Below are 14,025 nucleotides of genomic sequence, written 5' to 3'. Positions count from 1 at the left end.
CAAAAACCGCAGGATAAAAGATATGGGAGGAGAAAAAATGATCTGCACAGTTACTTTTAATCCGTCTCTGGACTATATCGTTTCCGTGGAGGATTTTAAACTCGGACTTACCAACCGAACAAGCTCTGAGCTGATGCTTCCGGGCGGAAAGGGAATCAACGTTTCCACCGTGCTGATGAATCTTGGAATCGAGAATACAGCACTTGGTTTCATGGCAGGATTCGTCGGAGATGAGATTGTAAGAAAGCTTGAGGAGATGGGAGTGAGATCTGATTTTATCAGGATCCCGGAAGGCGTTTCAAGGATCAACCTGAAGCTGAAATCTATTGATGGGACTGAGATCAACGGAATGGGACCGGAGATCAGCGCTGAAAAGGTTCAGGAGCTGATGAAGAAGCTTGACACACTGAAAGAGGGAGATGTGCTTTTTCTGGCAGGAAGTATTCCTTCATCTATGCCGGATGATATGTATGAGAAGATCATGGCGAGACTGGACGGAAAAGGCGTGATGATCGTTGTGGATGCAACGAGAGATCTTCTTGTAAATGTCCTGAAGTATCATCCGTTCCTGGTGAAGCCCAATAACCATGAGCTTGGAGAAATCTTCGGCGTAGAGCTTAAGAACCGTCAGGATGTAATCCCTTACGGAAAGAAGCTCCAGGAAAAAGGAGCCAGAAACGTGCTGATCTCAATGGCCGGTGAGGGAGCTGTCCTGGTAGCAGAAAACGGTCAGGTGTTTGAGAAACCGGCGCCGAAAGGAACACTGGTAAACGGCGTAGGAGCCGGAGATTCCATGGTAGCAGGCTTTATGGCAGGCTGGATGGAAAAACAGGATCACGAATATGCATTCCATATGGGAATTTCCGCAGGAAGCGCAAGTGCATTTTCTGAAAATCTTGCCACAAGGGAAGAGGTTCAGGCAGTATATGAACAGGTAACAGAGGGGTAAAGAAGAAAGGAGAAGGGAAGATGAGAATCACAGATCTGCTTGACAAACGAAGCATATCACTGGATGCTGCACCGAAGACGAAATCTGAAGCTCTGGACATGGCCGTAGATCTTATGGTAAAAAGTGAAAAGATCAGTGACAGGGAAGCTTATCGGAAACAGGTGTATTTAAGAGAGGAAGAAAGTACGACAGGAATCGGTGAGGGAATCGCTATTCCTCATGGAAAATGTGATGCGGTAAAGAAACCGGGACTTGCTGCCATGGTAGTAAAAAACGGCGTGGAATTTGAGGCACTGGATGATGAGCCGGTTACCCTTCTTTTCCTGATCGCAGCACCGAATACAGAAGATAACATTCATCTGGATGTACTCAGCAAGCTTTCCGTAATGCTGATGGATGATAATTTTACAGAATCCTTACGCAACGCAGGTTCTGTAGATGAATTTATGGAGATCATCGACAAGGCCGATGAGGAGAAAAAAGATATTGATGAAAGACTGGCAGATACAGGAAGTTCCGAAGGAGCCAGAGCTAAACTGCTGGCAGTTACTTCTTGCCCCACAGGTATTGCCCACACCTACATGGCAGCAGAGGGACTGGAAAAAGCAGCAAAGGCGAAAGACTGTTTCATTAAAATAGAGACACGAGGCTCCGGTGGAGCAAAAAATGTACTTACGGATCAGGAGATCCGGGAGGCAGACTGCATCATTGTAGCTGCAGATGCCAAGGTTCCCATGGATCGTTTCGATGGAAAGAAAGTCATCGAATGTCAGGTTTCAGATGGAATCAGCAAAGCGGACCAGCTTGTTGAACGTGCGATTTCCGGAGATGTTCCGGTATATCATGCAGCAGCAGGCAGTCAGAGCTCTTCCTCAAATGCAAAAGCAGGCGGCGGAGCAGGCCACAAGATCTATATGCAGCTGATGAACGGGGTATCTCATATGCTTCCACTGGTTGTAGGCGGTGGTATCCTGATCGCTCTAGCATTCTTGATCGATGGTTTAAGTGTAGATTTGAGTTCCCTTCCTGCAGACCAGAGAGCAAACTTTGGTACCATCACACCGGTAGCGGCTGTTCTGAAAAACATTGGTGGAACCGCATTTGGTTTCATGCTTCCGATCCTGGCCGGATTTATTGCAATGGCCATCGGTGACAGACCGGCACTTGCAGTTGGACTTGTGGGCGGTATGATCGCGGCAAACGGAAAATCCGGTTTCCTCGGAGCACTTCTTGCAGGCTTCCTTGCAGGATATCTGATCCTTGGACTTCGTAAGGTTTGTGATAAGCTTCCGGAAGCACTGGAAAAAATAGCGCCTGTACTGATCTATCCGGTTGTTGGTGTCCTTCTTATGGGACTCTGTATGACCTTCGTTGTAGAGCCGATCATGGGCGGTATTAATACAGGATTAAATAATGCCTTGACAGGCATGGGAAATTCAAGTAAAGTAATTTTAGGGTTGGTTCTTGGTGGTATGATGGCCATTGATATGGGCGGCCCGTTCAACAAAGCAGCATATGTATTTGGTACAGCAGCTATTGCGGCAGGCAACTATGACATTATGGCAGCAGTTATGGTGGGAGGTATGACTCCTCCGTGTGCCATCGCACTCGCATCCCTGCTGTTTAAAGACAAATTTACAAAAGAAGAGCGTGAGGCAGGACCGACCAACTTTATTATGGGACTTGCATTTATCACAGAAGGTGCGATTCCTTTTGCGGCATCTGACCCGGTCCATGTACTTCCGTCCTGTATCGTCGGTTCCGCAGCAGCTGGAGCGATCTCCATGTTCTTCAACTGTACACTGATGGCACCACATGGCGGAATCTTCGTATTCCCGGTTGTAGGTAATGCAATGATGTATCTGGTCGCACTGGTTGTGGGAACTCTGATCTCAGCTGTACTTCTCGGGGTACTGAAGAAAAAAGTTGCTTAAATTTTTTTAAATTAAAATAAAAAACTGGAGGATAAAGAAATGAAAGAATTCAAGTATGTGGTAACAGATAACGAAGGAATCCATGCACGTCCGGCCGGAGAGCTTGTGAAGCTTGTAAAAGGTTTCGAGTCCAAGATCACTATCGAGAAGGACGGCAAGACTGTAGAGTGCAGAAAGCTTCTTGCACTTATGGGACTTGGCGTAAAGAAGGGACATGAGGTTACCTTTACATTCGATGGTGCAGATGAGGATGCAGCATACGAGGCAGTAAGCAAATTCATGCAGGAGAACCTGTAATCTCAGAATGAGTGAACAGAAGGCATCCCGGTCCGGTCGATCGGGATGTCTTTTTTGAAGGAGGAAAAGGAATGCTGACGGAGCAGAGATACGAGATCATACTCGACCTTCTCAGAGAAAAAAACAGTGTTACGGTAACAGAACTGAAAGATATCCTGGATGCATCGGAATCTACGGTCCGCAGAGACATCACGGCGCTTTACAAGGCGGGGAAGCTGACCAGGGTTTTTGGCGGTGCGGTGGCACTGGAACATACTGTCAATGCCTATGAGCCTACCGTAGCCCAGAAAGTTGAGCTGAATATTGAAGAAAAAAAGAAGATCGCAGCCTATGCGGCAGCTCTGATCCGTCCGGAAGATTTTGTGTATCTGGATGCGGGAACGACTACCGGATATATGCTGGAGCATCTGGAAGGCTCCGGGGCGACTTTTGTCACCAATGGTGTTTCCCATGCCAGGGCTCTGGCTCAGATGGGAGTCCGTGTGCTGCTGATCGGCGGAGAACTGAAGGGATCTACGGAAGCTGTGATCGGAAGTCAGGCCATGCAGATGCTGAAGAATTATCATTTTACAAAGGGCTTTTTCGGGACCAACGGGATGACTCAGAGAGAAGGCTTTACCACGCCGGAATCCAATGAAGCACTGGTAAAGCGAACCGCCATGGAGCAGTGTCTGGAAAAGTACGTAGTGTCTGACAGCTCCAAATTCGGACAGATCAGTGCGGTGACGTTCTTTTCATTTGACGGAGCAGTGATCCTGACGGAAAGCTGTTCCAAAGAATATAAAGATTGCAGAAATATACAGATCGTATCATAGAAAGATCGCAAAAAAAACCGGTTTGGAAGAAAAAATTCTTCGTAAACCGGTTTTTTGTTTGCTGAGGATCTGTTTCAGGCTTCCCTGGAGATCATGGCTTCTAGATCTTCTACGGAAATGTCTTTTTTTTGCATCAGCTTGAGCAGACGTTTCAGTTCAGCAGCTTCCTTTGCCTTTTTTTCAGCTTTGCGGATCTCATCCAGCTGAGCTGCCAGTGCAGTTTTTTCATCCTCCAGCGCTGCTATCTTTTCGGTGCAGGCAGCAATCTTGGAATCTACTTTGGAAATTTTCTCATTGAGTACTTCTATCTTTGTACGTCTCTGTGCCATATGAAACCTCCTGATAAAAATATTACTTCTTATACACTATACAATAGCATAAACGACGATGAAATACAATTGTGAATTGATGTGCAATATGTTATCATGAATGTATATAATATTTCAGAAACGCAGGATAATACTATGGATAAAGATAAGGGTGTATTTATGACTGCCCGGGAAGTAAATATGGAAATAGAAATGCTGAAGACGGTTTTTGACATTGTAAGACTGGTGGATGTTAGCCGTACAGCTCCGGTAAATATTGGCTTAGACGATTGCTCTTATGAAGCAGAACATAAATGCTTTGCAGTGTGGAATAAAGGCAGAAGATGTGAGAACTGTATTTCTGCCAAAGTTTTTGCCCGTAAAAACAAAATGACGAAATTTGAGTTCGTCAATGATGACATTTATCAGGTAATCGCCAAATATGTGGTTATAGACGGGACACCTCTTGTCATGGAAATGGTCTTTAAAATGACGGATAAGATCTTTCTGGGAGCTTATGGAAGCGGATTTCTGATCGATAAGATCAGCAGATTCAACCGGGAATTATATGAAGATCCGCTGACTGGTGCCAGAAACCGGAGATATTTTGAGGAACAGCTGAAATCCCTGGATAAGATGGGGGCTATAGCTATGATCGACGTGGACAATTTTAAACAGATCAATGACAGCTATGGCCATGTAGCTGGAGATGCGGCGCTTTGTACCATTGTCAGAACGATCTTTGAGCATGTGCGGGCAGATGACGTGGTACTGCGTTATGGAGGAGACGAATTTCTTCTGATGTTTGAAGAAATCCCGGAAAAGGTATTTCAGCAGAAGCTGGAAGATATCCGGGAAGAGATCGCAATGGCAGATGTGCCGGAATACAAAGAAATCTGGCTTTCCATGAGCGTGGGAGGTGTATATGGAAGCTGTAAGGTCAGAGATGGAGTGATGGAAGCGGACAGGCTTCTCTATCAGGCCAAGCGGCAAAAAAACTGTGTTGCCTACAAGAGAATCTGACGGAAATGACATGACAGTCATTGAAAGCAGAATTATGTAACAGGCGCATGAGGTGTATATCTGGCAAGTGAAAGGGAGAATAGGGATATGAAGATAATCGCAAGGATCAGAAGTGATTTTCCGACAAAATTCGGAATCCCGCGTCAGAGCGGTCGAGTGGAAGAACTGACAGCCTGTATTGTTTTTGAACCGGAATACCGGGTACGGGAAGCGGTAAAAGGACTGGAAGATTTTTCGCATATCTGGCTGCTGTGGGAGTTTTCACAGTCGATCCGTGAGAACTGGTCCCCTACAGTACGTCCGCCACGCCTGGGCGGAAATGAAAGGATGGGCGTATTTGCCACCAGATCGCCCTTCCGTCCCAATCCTGTAGGCTTATCCTGTGTGAAGCTTGAAAAAATCGATCTGGAAAGCAAAGAAGCTCCTGTACTGATCGTATCCGGTGCGGACCTGATGGACGGAACCCCCATCTATGATATCAAGCCATATCTGCCTGTGGCAGACTGCCATCCGGAAGCACTGGGCGGCTTTGCGACGAAGGTGGAGCAGCATTTTCTGCAGGTAGAGATCCCGGAAGAATGGAAGGCAAGGATTCCGGAGGATAAGCTTACTGCGTTGGAAGGCGTGCTCAGAGAGGATCCGAGGCCTGCCTACCAGAAAGATCCGGAGAGGATATACGGAATGCCTTTTGCAGGAATGGATGTTCATTTTCAGGTAAAAAACGGCATACTTACAGTATGCGAGATCACAGGATATAAAAAATCAGACAGAATTTAAAATTACCTTTGACAAACTTTTTGTAAGATGGTATTATAATAAATGAGTTAGCAAGTGCTAACTCAATATTTTAAAAGTAAAGTTAGTTTAAAATAACCTTGAAACAGTCATATAAAAGTTCAGAGATCAAAGGAGAGTGAATTATGAGCGTTGTAATTGTAGGCGGTAATGAAAGAATGGTATGTCAGTATGAGGATATCTGCAAAGGCTTCGGATGCAAGGCGAAAGTTTTTGCCAAGGAAAAAGGAGCCATGAAGAAAAAGATCGGGGTGCCGGATCTGATGATCCTGTTCACCAGTACCGTTTCCCACAAAATGGTAAACTGCGCAGTAGAAGAAGCAAAGAAAAAATCCATTCCGGTATGCCGCTGTCACACAAGCAGCGCTGCAGCTCTCGAGAACATTCTGAAGCAGTACTGTGCATAAGAAACAGGTCAGGAGATACTTTTCTCTTGTATAATTTGACTTTTTTTGCAGAAATGTTACGGAAAGGCTTGCAAAATTACAAATTATTCAATAAAATAGCCGTAGGTTTCTGTGGTAAAGCGTTGCAGTGAATGGTGAAAAGGCGGCGCTGGAAGTCGAAATTACAGGTGAGAGGTGTTATCATGAAAAAAGTTGTAAAATTCGGTGGAAGTTCTCTTGCAAATGCGGAGCAGTTCCAGAAAGTGGGCGATATCATCCGCAGTGATGAGAGCCGCCGTTATGTAGTTCCGTCAGCTCCGGGAAAGAGATTTGACGAGGATATCAAAGTGACGGATATGCTTTATGGATGTTATGACGCAGCATCCAAAGGGGAGGATATCACTGAGAAGATCAATGCGATCAAGGCGCGATATTATGAGATCATCAAGGGACTCGGACTGAGCCTTTCTCTTGAGGAGGAGTTCAAGAAGATCGATGAGGATTTCCGTGCACAAGCAGGAATCCAGTATGCGGCATCCAGAGGAGAGTTCCTCAATGGTAAGATCATGGCTGCATATCTTGGATATGATTTTGTGGATGCAGCTTCTGTGATCCGTTTTGATAAAGCTGGTAATCTGGAAGCGGAGGAGACCAATAAACTCCTTTCCAAAAAACTCAGCAAATCCCAGCATGCGGTTATTCCGGGATTTTACGGCGCATGTGCAGATGGCACGGTAAAGACATTTTCCAGAGGTGGTTCTGATGTGACAGGTTCCCTGGTTGCAAAGGCTATCCATGCAGATATTTATGAGAACTGGACGGACGTTTCCGGTTTTCTTGTAACAGATCCGCGTATCGTTCACAATCCGGAGCCTATCGAGGCGATCACATACAGAGAGCTTCGTGAGCTTTCCTACATGGGAGCTACTGTTCTTCATGAGGATGCCATTTTCCCGGTTCGTAAAGAGGGAATTCCGATCAATATCCGTAACACAAACAGCCCGGAGGATAAAGGTACTCTGATCGTAGAGAGCACCTGTAAGAAGCCGAAATTCACTATTACCGGTATCGCCGGAAAGAAAGGCTTCTGCTCTATTAATATCGAGAAATCCATGATGAACAGTGAGATCGGGTTCGGACGCAAGGTACTTCAGGTATTTGAAGATCAGGGAATCAGCTTTGAGCATGTACCATCCGGAATCGATACCATGACTGTATATGTTCATCAGGACGAATTTGAGGAGAAAGAGCAGCAGGTTATCGCAGGTATCCACCGTCTGGTGCAGCCTGATTTTGTGGAGATGGAATCTGACCTTGCACTGATCGCAGTTGTTGGTCGTGGAATGAAATCCCAGAGAGGCACTGCAGGAAGGATCTTCTCTGCTCTTGCCCATGCAAATGTAAACGTAAAAATGATCGACCAGGGTTCCAGTGAACTGAATATCATCATCGGTGTAGAGAATCGTGATTTCGAAAAAGCAGTCAGAGCAATCTACGATATTTTTGTTCTGACACGGATATAAACAAAATCCGGAAACGGATTTTGTTTATGAGGAAGTAGCGAAGCGGATTCCGAATATCCGATTGATATAAATCCGGAAACGGATTTTGTTTATGAGGAAGTAGCGAAGCGGATTCCGAATATCCGATTTATATAAATCCGGAAACGGATTCCGAATATCCGATTTATTTAAAACCGCCGCAGTACGTGTAACATACCGTCCTGCGGCGGATTTTTATGGAAAAATCCAAGATTTATCTAAAAATAATACAATCAAATTCAACAGGATTTCCAAAGGAAAGACAAAGATATTGTACATTGTGTCGAAAAAAGTTTGATATGAAATAAACAGTATTGACAAAAACTTAACTTTTGTGTAAAACTGAAATATGAAAAAATCAGAAAGGCAGGCGGTCAGCTATGGAGAAACAGATCAAACTGGATGAAAAAAGTGCACAGGAGTTTGTCAGTGCAGCCAGCAGATGTAATTTTGATATTGATGTATTTTATAACCGTATTATCATTGATGCAAAGTCGATCCTCGGACTTTTGAGTCTGGATCTGACAAAGACTCTGACAGTAAAGTGTTACGGAGAAGATGAGGATTTTAATCGTGTTCTTTCCAAGTATGCAGCAGGTTGAGAAATATGAATAAAGAAAAACGGTGATAAAAGGGCGCAGTTCATGAGAAAAAAAGCAGAACATGCGTCCTTTTTATTATGGGAAGCTTTCGGATCATATTTTATGGTATAATCCTGGTATAGCATGGAAAAAGAATAGCTGTCGGACTGGAATTCCGGCAGCTGCCGGGAGTGAAAATATGGAAAAACCAAGAGTGCGGATTTCTGTCAGAAATCTTGTGGAATTTATACTGAGGAGCGGAGATCTGGATAACAGCAGTGGGACATCCGGAGATAAGGAAGCCATGTTAAAAGGCGGAAGGCTTCACCGCAAGATACAGCGGAGTATGAAGGGCGATTATCAGGCAGAGGTTTCTCTGAAAAAAGAAAGTGAATACGACGATGTGGTCATTCAGGTCGAGGGCCGTGCAGATGGGATCTTTACAGAGGACGGAGCCGTTTATATTGATGAGATCAAGGGGACTTACGGAAATGTCCAGGCAATGGACATGCCAATACCTGTTCACCGTGCCCAGGCCATGTGTTACGGACTGATCTGGGGAGAAAAAGAAGGGATTTCTGAAATCCACATTCAGATGACCTACGCTCATCTTGAGACGGAGGAAACCAGGAGATTTCGTGAGGATTTTTCCATAGAGGAGCTTAAAGGCTGGTATCAGAAGCTTCTGGATGCCTATCACAAATGGATCGCATATTCTCTTAACTGGAAAAAAGAGAGAAATGCATCCATGAAGGATCTGCAGTTTCCGTTTCCATACAGAGAAGGGCAGCGAGATATCGTTAGTGGTGTGTACCATACGGTTTCCAGCGGGAAGACCTTATTTGTTCAGGCGCCTACCGGTGTGGGAAAAACCATGTCTGCCATTTTTCCGTCCGTGCGCGCCATCGGTGAGGGAAAAGGTGAAACACTTTTTTATCTTACCGCAAAAACCATCACAGGAACTGTGGCGCAGGAGGCATTTCACATCCTGCGGGAAAAAGGTCTGAAATTCAAGGTAACGGCGATCACGGCAAAGGAAAAGCTGTGTTTTCAGGATACTCCGGAATGTACACCGGAGAAATGTCCTTATGCAAAGGGGCATTTTGACCGTGTAAATGATGCGGTTTATGAGCTCTGGACCACTGAAGAGGTATATTCCAGAGAAGTGATCCGTGCTCATGCAGAAAAATGGCAGGTGTGCCCTTTTGAAATGTGTCTGGATCTTTCAATCTGGGTAGACGGGATCATCTGTGATTATAATTACGTGTTTGATCCCAATGTTCATCTGAAACGTTTTTTCGGGGAAAATATTTCCGGGGATTATATTTTTCTGATCGATGAGGCACATAATCTGGTAGAACGTGGCAGAGAGATGTACAGTGCCGGTATTTCCCGTCAGAGTCTGGTAGCACTTCGAAAGAAGATAAGAAAGAGATTTTCAAAACTGGCCAGAACACTGGATAAAGCAAATCGCCAGATGATGGAACTGGAAGAGAATCTTGCGGAAACAGGAAAAGGGTATCAGGTGCTTCCCAATCCCGGAGTACTGCCGATCACATTTCTTACGATATCAGGTGAACTGGAAGAAATACTGGAGGAAAAAGAACTGGAAGAAGAACTACGCAGGGAAATACTGGAATTTTATTTTATAGTGCGTGATTTTTTAAATGTTTCAGAGCTGGTAGATGAAAATTATGTAGTATATACCGAAAACAGCGCAGAAGAAGGATTTCGTCTGAGGCTGTTCTGTGTGAACCCGGCAGAAAATCTGGGAGAATACCTGAAAAAAGGGAAAAGTGCTATTTTCTTTTCAGCTACAATGTTTCCCATGCTCTATTACAGGGAGCTTTTGACAACAGACCGTGATGCCTATGGGATTTATGTGCAGTCTCCTTTCCCAAAAGAAAACCGCAGGATTCTTATCGGCAGCGACGTAAGCAGCCGGTATACCCGGAGAAATCGTGCAGAATACCGGAAGATCGCCGGATATATTGCCAGATGTGTCTGGCAGAGGCAGGGAAATTATATGGTGTTTTTTCCGTCGTATCGTCTTATGGAAGACGTACTGCAGGTTTATGAGGAAGAATTTTCCGTAGACTGGGTGCGCTGCGTGTGTCAGACGCCGGATATGACAGAACAGGAACGGGAAGGATTTTTGGAGGAATTTCAGGAACGGGAAGGTACCCTGGTAGGGTTCTGTGTCCTTGGAGGGATTTTTTCTGAGGGTGTTGATCTGACAGGGGAAAGTCTGATCGGGGCAGTGATCGTAGGAACCGGACTTCCCCAGATCGGCAGTCAGCGTGAAATTTTGAAAGAGTATTACGATAAAAAGAATCACTGTGGTTTTGATTATGCATATCGCTATCCGGGTATGAACAAGGTGCTTCAGGCCGCCGGGCGCGTGATCCGCACAAAAGAGGATAAAGGCGTGATATTGCTTCTGGATGACCGCTTCTGGGATCGGGATTACCAGGAAATCTTTCCCAGGGAATGGCAGGACCGTACAGGCTGCAGGCTGGATACGGTAGAAGGTGCAGTGGAGACGTTCTGGAAGAGGTTTACTTGACAGAACGGAGAAATCCGATATACTTATAGAGTCTTTATCTGGAAAATCACTGGAGGAATGTGTGGATGCCGGATCAGGACAAGAAACTGTAAAATAGGATCATAAGAAAAGTGAAAGAAGTATATGAGACGAAAAAAAATATATAAAGCATTGGCATTTTGTCTGAGCACAGTGATGCTCGCACAGCCGGTTTTTGCGACAACAGTGCAGCAGACGGCACAGGGAAGCCTTGGTTCTGTTACGGAGGAGTCCCAGATACTTCCAATTCCCGGTGAAAACGGGAAATATATTCTGAAAAGCAATGGCTTTTACTGCCTGAATGAAGATGGAACCAAAGAAAATACTCCGGCAGTGTATTATTTTGATCATTTTGAGATCGACGGAACGGTTTTTGATGGATATTATTATCACGACGAAAGCGGTAAATTTACAGCGGGAAACTCGCATATGGTCCAGATCACCGATCTGAAGGCTCCGGCAAAAGACGGCAGCGGTGAGGAAGTTTCTTTTGACGGCTGTTATATGGTAAACAATCTGGGAAAACTCAGCGCCTCTCCACAGGTACGTTATATGGATGAGCTGGTGGTGGACAAAACAACATACAACGGGCTGTATTATTTTGATGAATATGGAAAAATGGTTACAGATCCAGGTATCCATTATCTGGAAATGAATGCTGCAGGACAGATGTTTGACGGATATTATTATTTTGGCGGAGAAAACGGCGTTCTGCTCCAGGAAGAGGGAGAGACTCCGGAGGGATTTTCCGTGGATAAATCCGGAAAAGTCGAGACGAAAGATCTGGGAATGGATGGCCTTGAGAAACGGCTTGCGGATCTTCTTGGAACCTATGAGGGTACATGGAGCGTTTATGTAAAGGATCTAACCAGTGATCAGGAGTTTGAACAGAACAGTCAGTCACTGTACTCAGCCAGTCTGATCAAAGTGTTTGTCATGGCCCAGACCTATGCCAACATGGATGCAGTCCTTCAGAACGAAGCGGCAAAAATGAAAAAAGATGTTACAGATCCGTCCGTATCCACAAAGGTCAATGACCTTCTCTGGAATATGATCACAGTCAGTGACAATGAATCCTTTAATGAGCTGGTACGTCTGCAGACAGCATCGGGTGTTTTTAAGGACGGAGCACAGGCTGTAAATGGATTTCTTGCGGAACAGAAATTTGCAGATACTTCCGTACAGCACATCTTAAGCCCGTCCTCTTCAAAGGATGTCGGCCTCGGTGGCAGGAACACCACTTCTGTAAAAGACTGCACAGAGCTTCTTTCCCGGATCTATAAAGGAGAATGTGTATCGAAAGAAGCTTCGGAGGCTATGCTGAACCTGCTTCTGAACCAGCAGGTTACTACTAAGATCCCCAGCGGGATATCTGTGTCCGTGGAAATTGCAAATAAGACTGGAGAAACGGATACGGACCAGCATGATATCGCCATTATATATGGAGAAAAGATTACATATATCCTCTGTGTGATGTCAGAAGACTGTAAACCTGGGGACGCAGTTTCGCATATCCGGGATATTTCCGGTATTGTTTATAATTATCTGAATATGGACCTTGACCAGGGGTGATCTGTGAGTTAGAATAAAAAACAGCTGAGTAAGATCCTGATGGATATTTCCGCCAGAGAAGTATCCGAAATGTTCATGAAAGGGGAATTCTATTATGAAGACAGTACATACAGACAAAGCACCTGCAGCAATCGGACCATACTCCCAGGCTATCATCCATGGAGATACACTTTACACATCCGGTCAGATCCCGGTGGATCCGGCAACTGGAGAGGTAGTTGGCACAACCATCGAGGAGCAGGCTGACCGTGTTATGAAGAATCTCGGAGCAGTTCTGGAAGCTGCCGGTTCCAGCTATGAGAATGCGATCAAGACAGTATGCTTCCTTGCAGATATGAACGATTTTGCGGCATTTAATGAAGTATATGCCAAATATTTCGTAAATAAACCTGCACGTTCCTGTGTTGCAGTCAAGACACTGCCAAAGAACGTTCTCTGCGAGGTAGAAGTGATCGCAGCGATCGGATGATCTGATAAAAAATCCCTGTTGTCTGATTTCAGTCAGACAGCGGGGATTTTTTTTCGTGGTGATAAAGTATTTTTCTCTGTTTTGGAGCAATCTCTTTTTTGTGTTTTCAGGCGTTAAAACGGTAATGTTTTTTCTTGTGTAAAGTAGAACGCTGTAGTATAATAAAACCAGTTTTTTAGGATACGTATAAAAGCTTAATAAGGATGATCGGCAAACCAGATGAAAGTCTGGGACGCAAAGCTACAGGGCCTGTAAAATGGCAGCCAGTTGCATGAAATGAGGTGCACTGTCTGTGAGACGGTGTTTTTTTTATGATGTTATTCGGTTATGAGCAAGTAGCGAAGCGGATTGCGAATATCTGTTTGACAGACAGTGGGGTTGTAGGTCTGGATGCTGCAAAAGAGTTTTTTGGGCAATTAAAGACTTTAAGTGAAGCAGACGCTGAATGGAAATAAGCGGAGGGGAAGGATGCAGAAGAGCAAGAGTACAGAATGAATTGAAAAAGCTTGAAAATGTAATGTAATAATCAGAGCCACTTCCCTTTATTGTGAGTGGCTTTTTATTATGACAATTTTTGTGACAAACAAAAGAAAATAGACGCAACCAGGCGAAACATTGTTTGGCGTAGAAACACCGGAAATCCTTGAAAATAAAGGATTTTTGCTATATGATGAAACAAGTTGAACTCTATCATTGCGTAATAAAAAAAAATCCTGTATAATACCAAACTGTAATATTGTATCATTCAGCGGACAGAGAAATACGCTGTGA

General features: G+C 44.7%; 13 protein-coding genes and 1 riboswitch. Of the genes, 12 read left to right on the top strand and 1 reads right to left on the bottom strand.

What is annotated here, in order from left to right; translation table 11 throughout:
* Window positions 1-37 precede the first annotated feature (37 nt).
* The 4 genes from pfkB to ABCM67_RS02270 all read left to right on the top strand — a co-directional run bounded on the left by pfkB (window position 38) and on the right by ABCM67_RS02270 (window position 3,995).
* A complete protein-coding gene (gene pfkB, locus ABCM67_RS02285) occupies window positions 38-949 on the top strand; it encodes a 1-phosphofructokinase (RefSeq protein ID WP_022426093.1) in 912 nt (303 codons plus the stop codon).
* 20 nt (window positions 950-969) lie between these two features.
* The gene (locus ABCM67_RS02280) at window positions 970-2,883 is read left to right on the top strand and encodes a fructose-specific PTS transporter subunit EIIC (protein WP_015525830.1); all 1,914 of its coding nucleotides are present in this window, start codon (window positions 970-972) and stop codon (window positions 2,881-2,883) included.
* 39 nt (window positions 2,884-2,922) lie between these two features.
* On the top strand, window positions 2,923-3,180 hold the full coding sequence (locus ABCM67_RS02275; RefSeq protein ID WP_015525831.1) for an HPr family phosphocarrier protein: 258 nt from the start codon (window positions 2,923-2,925) through the stop codon (window positions 3,178-3,180).
* A 71-nt stretch (window positions 3,181-3,251) separates the two neighbouring features.
* Window positions 3,252-3,995 carry a DeoR/GlpR family DNA-binding transcription regulator gene (locus ABCM67_RS02270; protein WP_147603661.1) on the top strand — a complete coding sequence of 248 codons (744 nt, stop codon included), beginning with the start codon at window positions 3,252-3,254 and terminating at the stop codon, window positions 3,993-3,995.
* A 74-nt stretch (window positions 3,996-4,069) separates the two neighbouring features.
* Here the strand turns inward: ABCM67_RS02270 and ABCM67_RS02265 are convergent, their stop codons facing one another.
* Window positions 4,070-4,324, bottom strand: a complete 255-nt coding sequence (locus ABCM67_RS02265) for a hypothetical protein (RefSeq protein ID WP_022426090.1) — start codon at window positions 4,322-4,324, stop codon at window positions 4,070-4,072.
* 135 nt (window positions 4,325-4,459) lie between these two features.
* On the opposite strand from ABCM67_RS02265, the gene ABCM67_RS02260 reads away from it, so the two are divergent.
* The 8 genes from ABCM67_RS02260 to ABCM67_RS02225 all read left to right on the top strand — a co-directional run bounded on the left by ABCM67_RS02260 (window position 4,460) and on the right by ABCM67_RS02225 (window position 13,254).
* Window positions 4,460-5,326, top strand: a complete 867-nt coding sequence (locus ABCM67_RS02260; protein ID WP_342992463.1) for a GGDEF domain-containing protein — start codon at window positions 4,460-4,462, stop codon at window positions 5,324-5,326.
* A gap of 87 nt (window positions 5,327-5,413) precedes the next feature.
* Window positions 5,414-6,103, top strand: a complete 690-nt coding sequence (gene tsaA / locus ABCM67_RS02255) for a tRNA (N6-threonylcarbamoyladenosine(37)-N6)-methyltransferase TrmO (protein WP_021650988.1) — start codon at window positions 5,414-5,416, stop codon at window positions 6,101-6,103.
* 143 nt (window positions 6,104-6,246) lie between these two features.
* The gene (locus ABCM67_RS02250; protein ID WP_015525835.1) at window positions 6,247-6,528 is read left to right on the top strand and encodes a DUF2325 domain-containing protein; all 282 of its coding nucleotides are present in this window, start codon (window positions 6,247-6,249) and stop codon (window positions 6,526-6,528) included.
* Between the two features lie 182 nt (window positions 6,529-6,710).
* A complete protein-coding gene (locus ABCM67_RS02245) occupies window positions 6,711-8,030 on the top strand; it encodes an aspartate kinase (RefSeq protein WP_015525836.1) in 1,320 nt (439 codons plus the stop codon).
* A 398-nt stretch (window positions 8,031-8,428) separates the two neighbouring features.
* Complete coding sequence (locus ABCM67_RS02240) at window positions 8,429-8,650, top strand: HPr family phosphocarrier protein (protein ID WP_015525837.1); 222 nt, start codon at window positions 8,429-8,431, stop codon at window positions 8,648-8,650.
* Window positions 8,651-8,828: 178 nt separating this feature from the next.
* Window positions 8,829-11,195, top strand: coding sequence for an ATP-dependent DNA helicase (locus tag ABCM67_RS02235; RefSeq protein ID WP_118752479.1), 2,367 nt, complete (start codon window positions 8,829-8,831; stop codon window positions 11,193-11,195).
* Window positions 11,196-11,318: 123 nt separating this feature from the next.
* On the top strand, window positions 11,319-12,785 hold the full coding sequence (locus tag ABCM67_RS02230; protein WP_342992462.1) for a serine hydrolase: 1,467 nt from the start codon (window positions 11,319-11,321) through the stop codon (window positions 12,783-12,785).
* Window positions 12,786-12,876: 91 nt separating this feature from the next.
* The gene (locus tag ABCM67_RS02225; RefSeq protein WP_044961177.1) at window positions 12,877-13,254 is read left to right on the top strand and encodes a RidA family protein; all 378 of its coding nucleotides are present in this window, start codon (window positions 12,877-12,879) and stop codon (window positions 13,252-13,254) included.
* Window positions 13,255-13,453: 199 nt separating this feature from the next.
* A riboswitch (cyclic di-GMP riboswitch) is annotated at window positions 13,454-13,529 on the top strand.
* Window positions 13,530-14,025 lie beyond the last annotated feature (496 nt).

Origin of the sequence: Blautia sp. 2227st1_G12_2227SCRN_220401, assembly GCF_039062885.1 — a bacterium.
Taxonomy (GTDB): Bacteria; Bacillota; Clostridia; order Lachnospirales; family Lachnospiraceae; genus Blautia_A; species Blautia_A fusiformis.
The sequence above is the reverse complement of the archived record's forward strand: the minus strand, read 5'-3'. Positions and strand labels throughout refer to the sequence as shown.

What these genes read in the sequence shown, in the direction of transcription:
- ABCM67_RS02245 (WP_015525836.1), top strand. Translation starts at nt 6,711, where the DNA reads ATGAAAAAAGTTGTAAAATTCGGTGGAAGTTCTCTTGCAAATGCGGAG.
- ABCM67_RS02235 (WP_118752479.1), top strand. Translation starts at nt 8,829, where the DNA reads ATGGAAAAACCAAGAGTGCGGATTTCTGTCAGAAATCTTGTGGAATTT.
- ABCM67_RS02270 (WP_147603661.1), top strand. Translation starts at nt 3,252, where the DNA reads ATGCTGACGGAGCAGAGATACGAGATCATACTCGACCTTCTCAGAGAA.
- ABCM67_RS02230 (WP_342992462.1), top strand. Translation starts at nt 11,319, where the DNA reads ATGAGACGAAAAAAAATATATAAAGCATTGGCATTTTGTCTGAGCACA.
- ABCM67_RS02250 (WP_015525835.1), top strand. Translation starts at nt 6,247, where the DNA reads ATGAGCGTTGTAATTGTAGGCGGTAATGAAAGAATGGTATGTCAGTAT.
- ABCM67_RS02265 (WP_022426090.1), bottom strand. Translation starts at nt 4,324, where the DNA reads ATGGCACAGAGACGTACAAAGATAGAAGTACTCAATGAGAAAATTTCC.
- ABCM67_RS02240 (WP_015525837.1), top strand. Translation starts at nt 8,429, where the DNA reads ATGGAGAAACAGATCAAACTGGATGAAAAAAGTGCACAGGAGTTTGTC.
- ABCM67_RS02275 (WP_015525831.1), top strand. Translation starts at nt 2,923, where the DNA reads ATGAAAGAATTCAAGTATGTGGTAACAGATAACGAAGGAATCCATGCA.
- ABCM67_RS02280 (WP_015525830.1), top strand. Translation starts at nt 970, where the DNA reads ATGAGAATCACAGATCTGCTTGACAAACGAAGCATATCACTGGATGCT.
- ABCM67_RS02260 (WP_342992463.1), top strand. Translation starts at nt 4,460, where the DNA reads ATGGATAAAGATAAGGGTGTATTTATGACTGCCCGGGAAGTAAATATG.
- tsaA (WP_021650988.1), top strand. Translation starts at nt 5,414, where the DNA reads ATGAAGATAATCGCAAGGATCAGAAGTGATTTTCCGACAAAATTCGGA.
- pfkB (WP_022426093.1), top strand. Translation starts at nt 38, where the DNA reads ATGATCTGCACAGTTACTTTTAATCCGTCTCTGGACTATATCGTTTCC.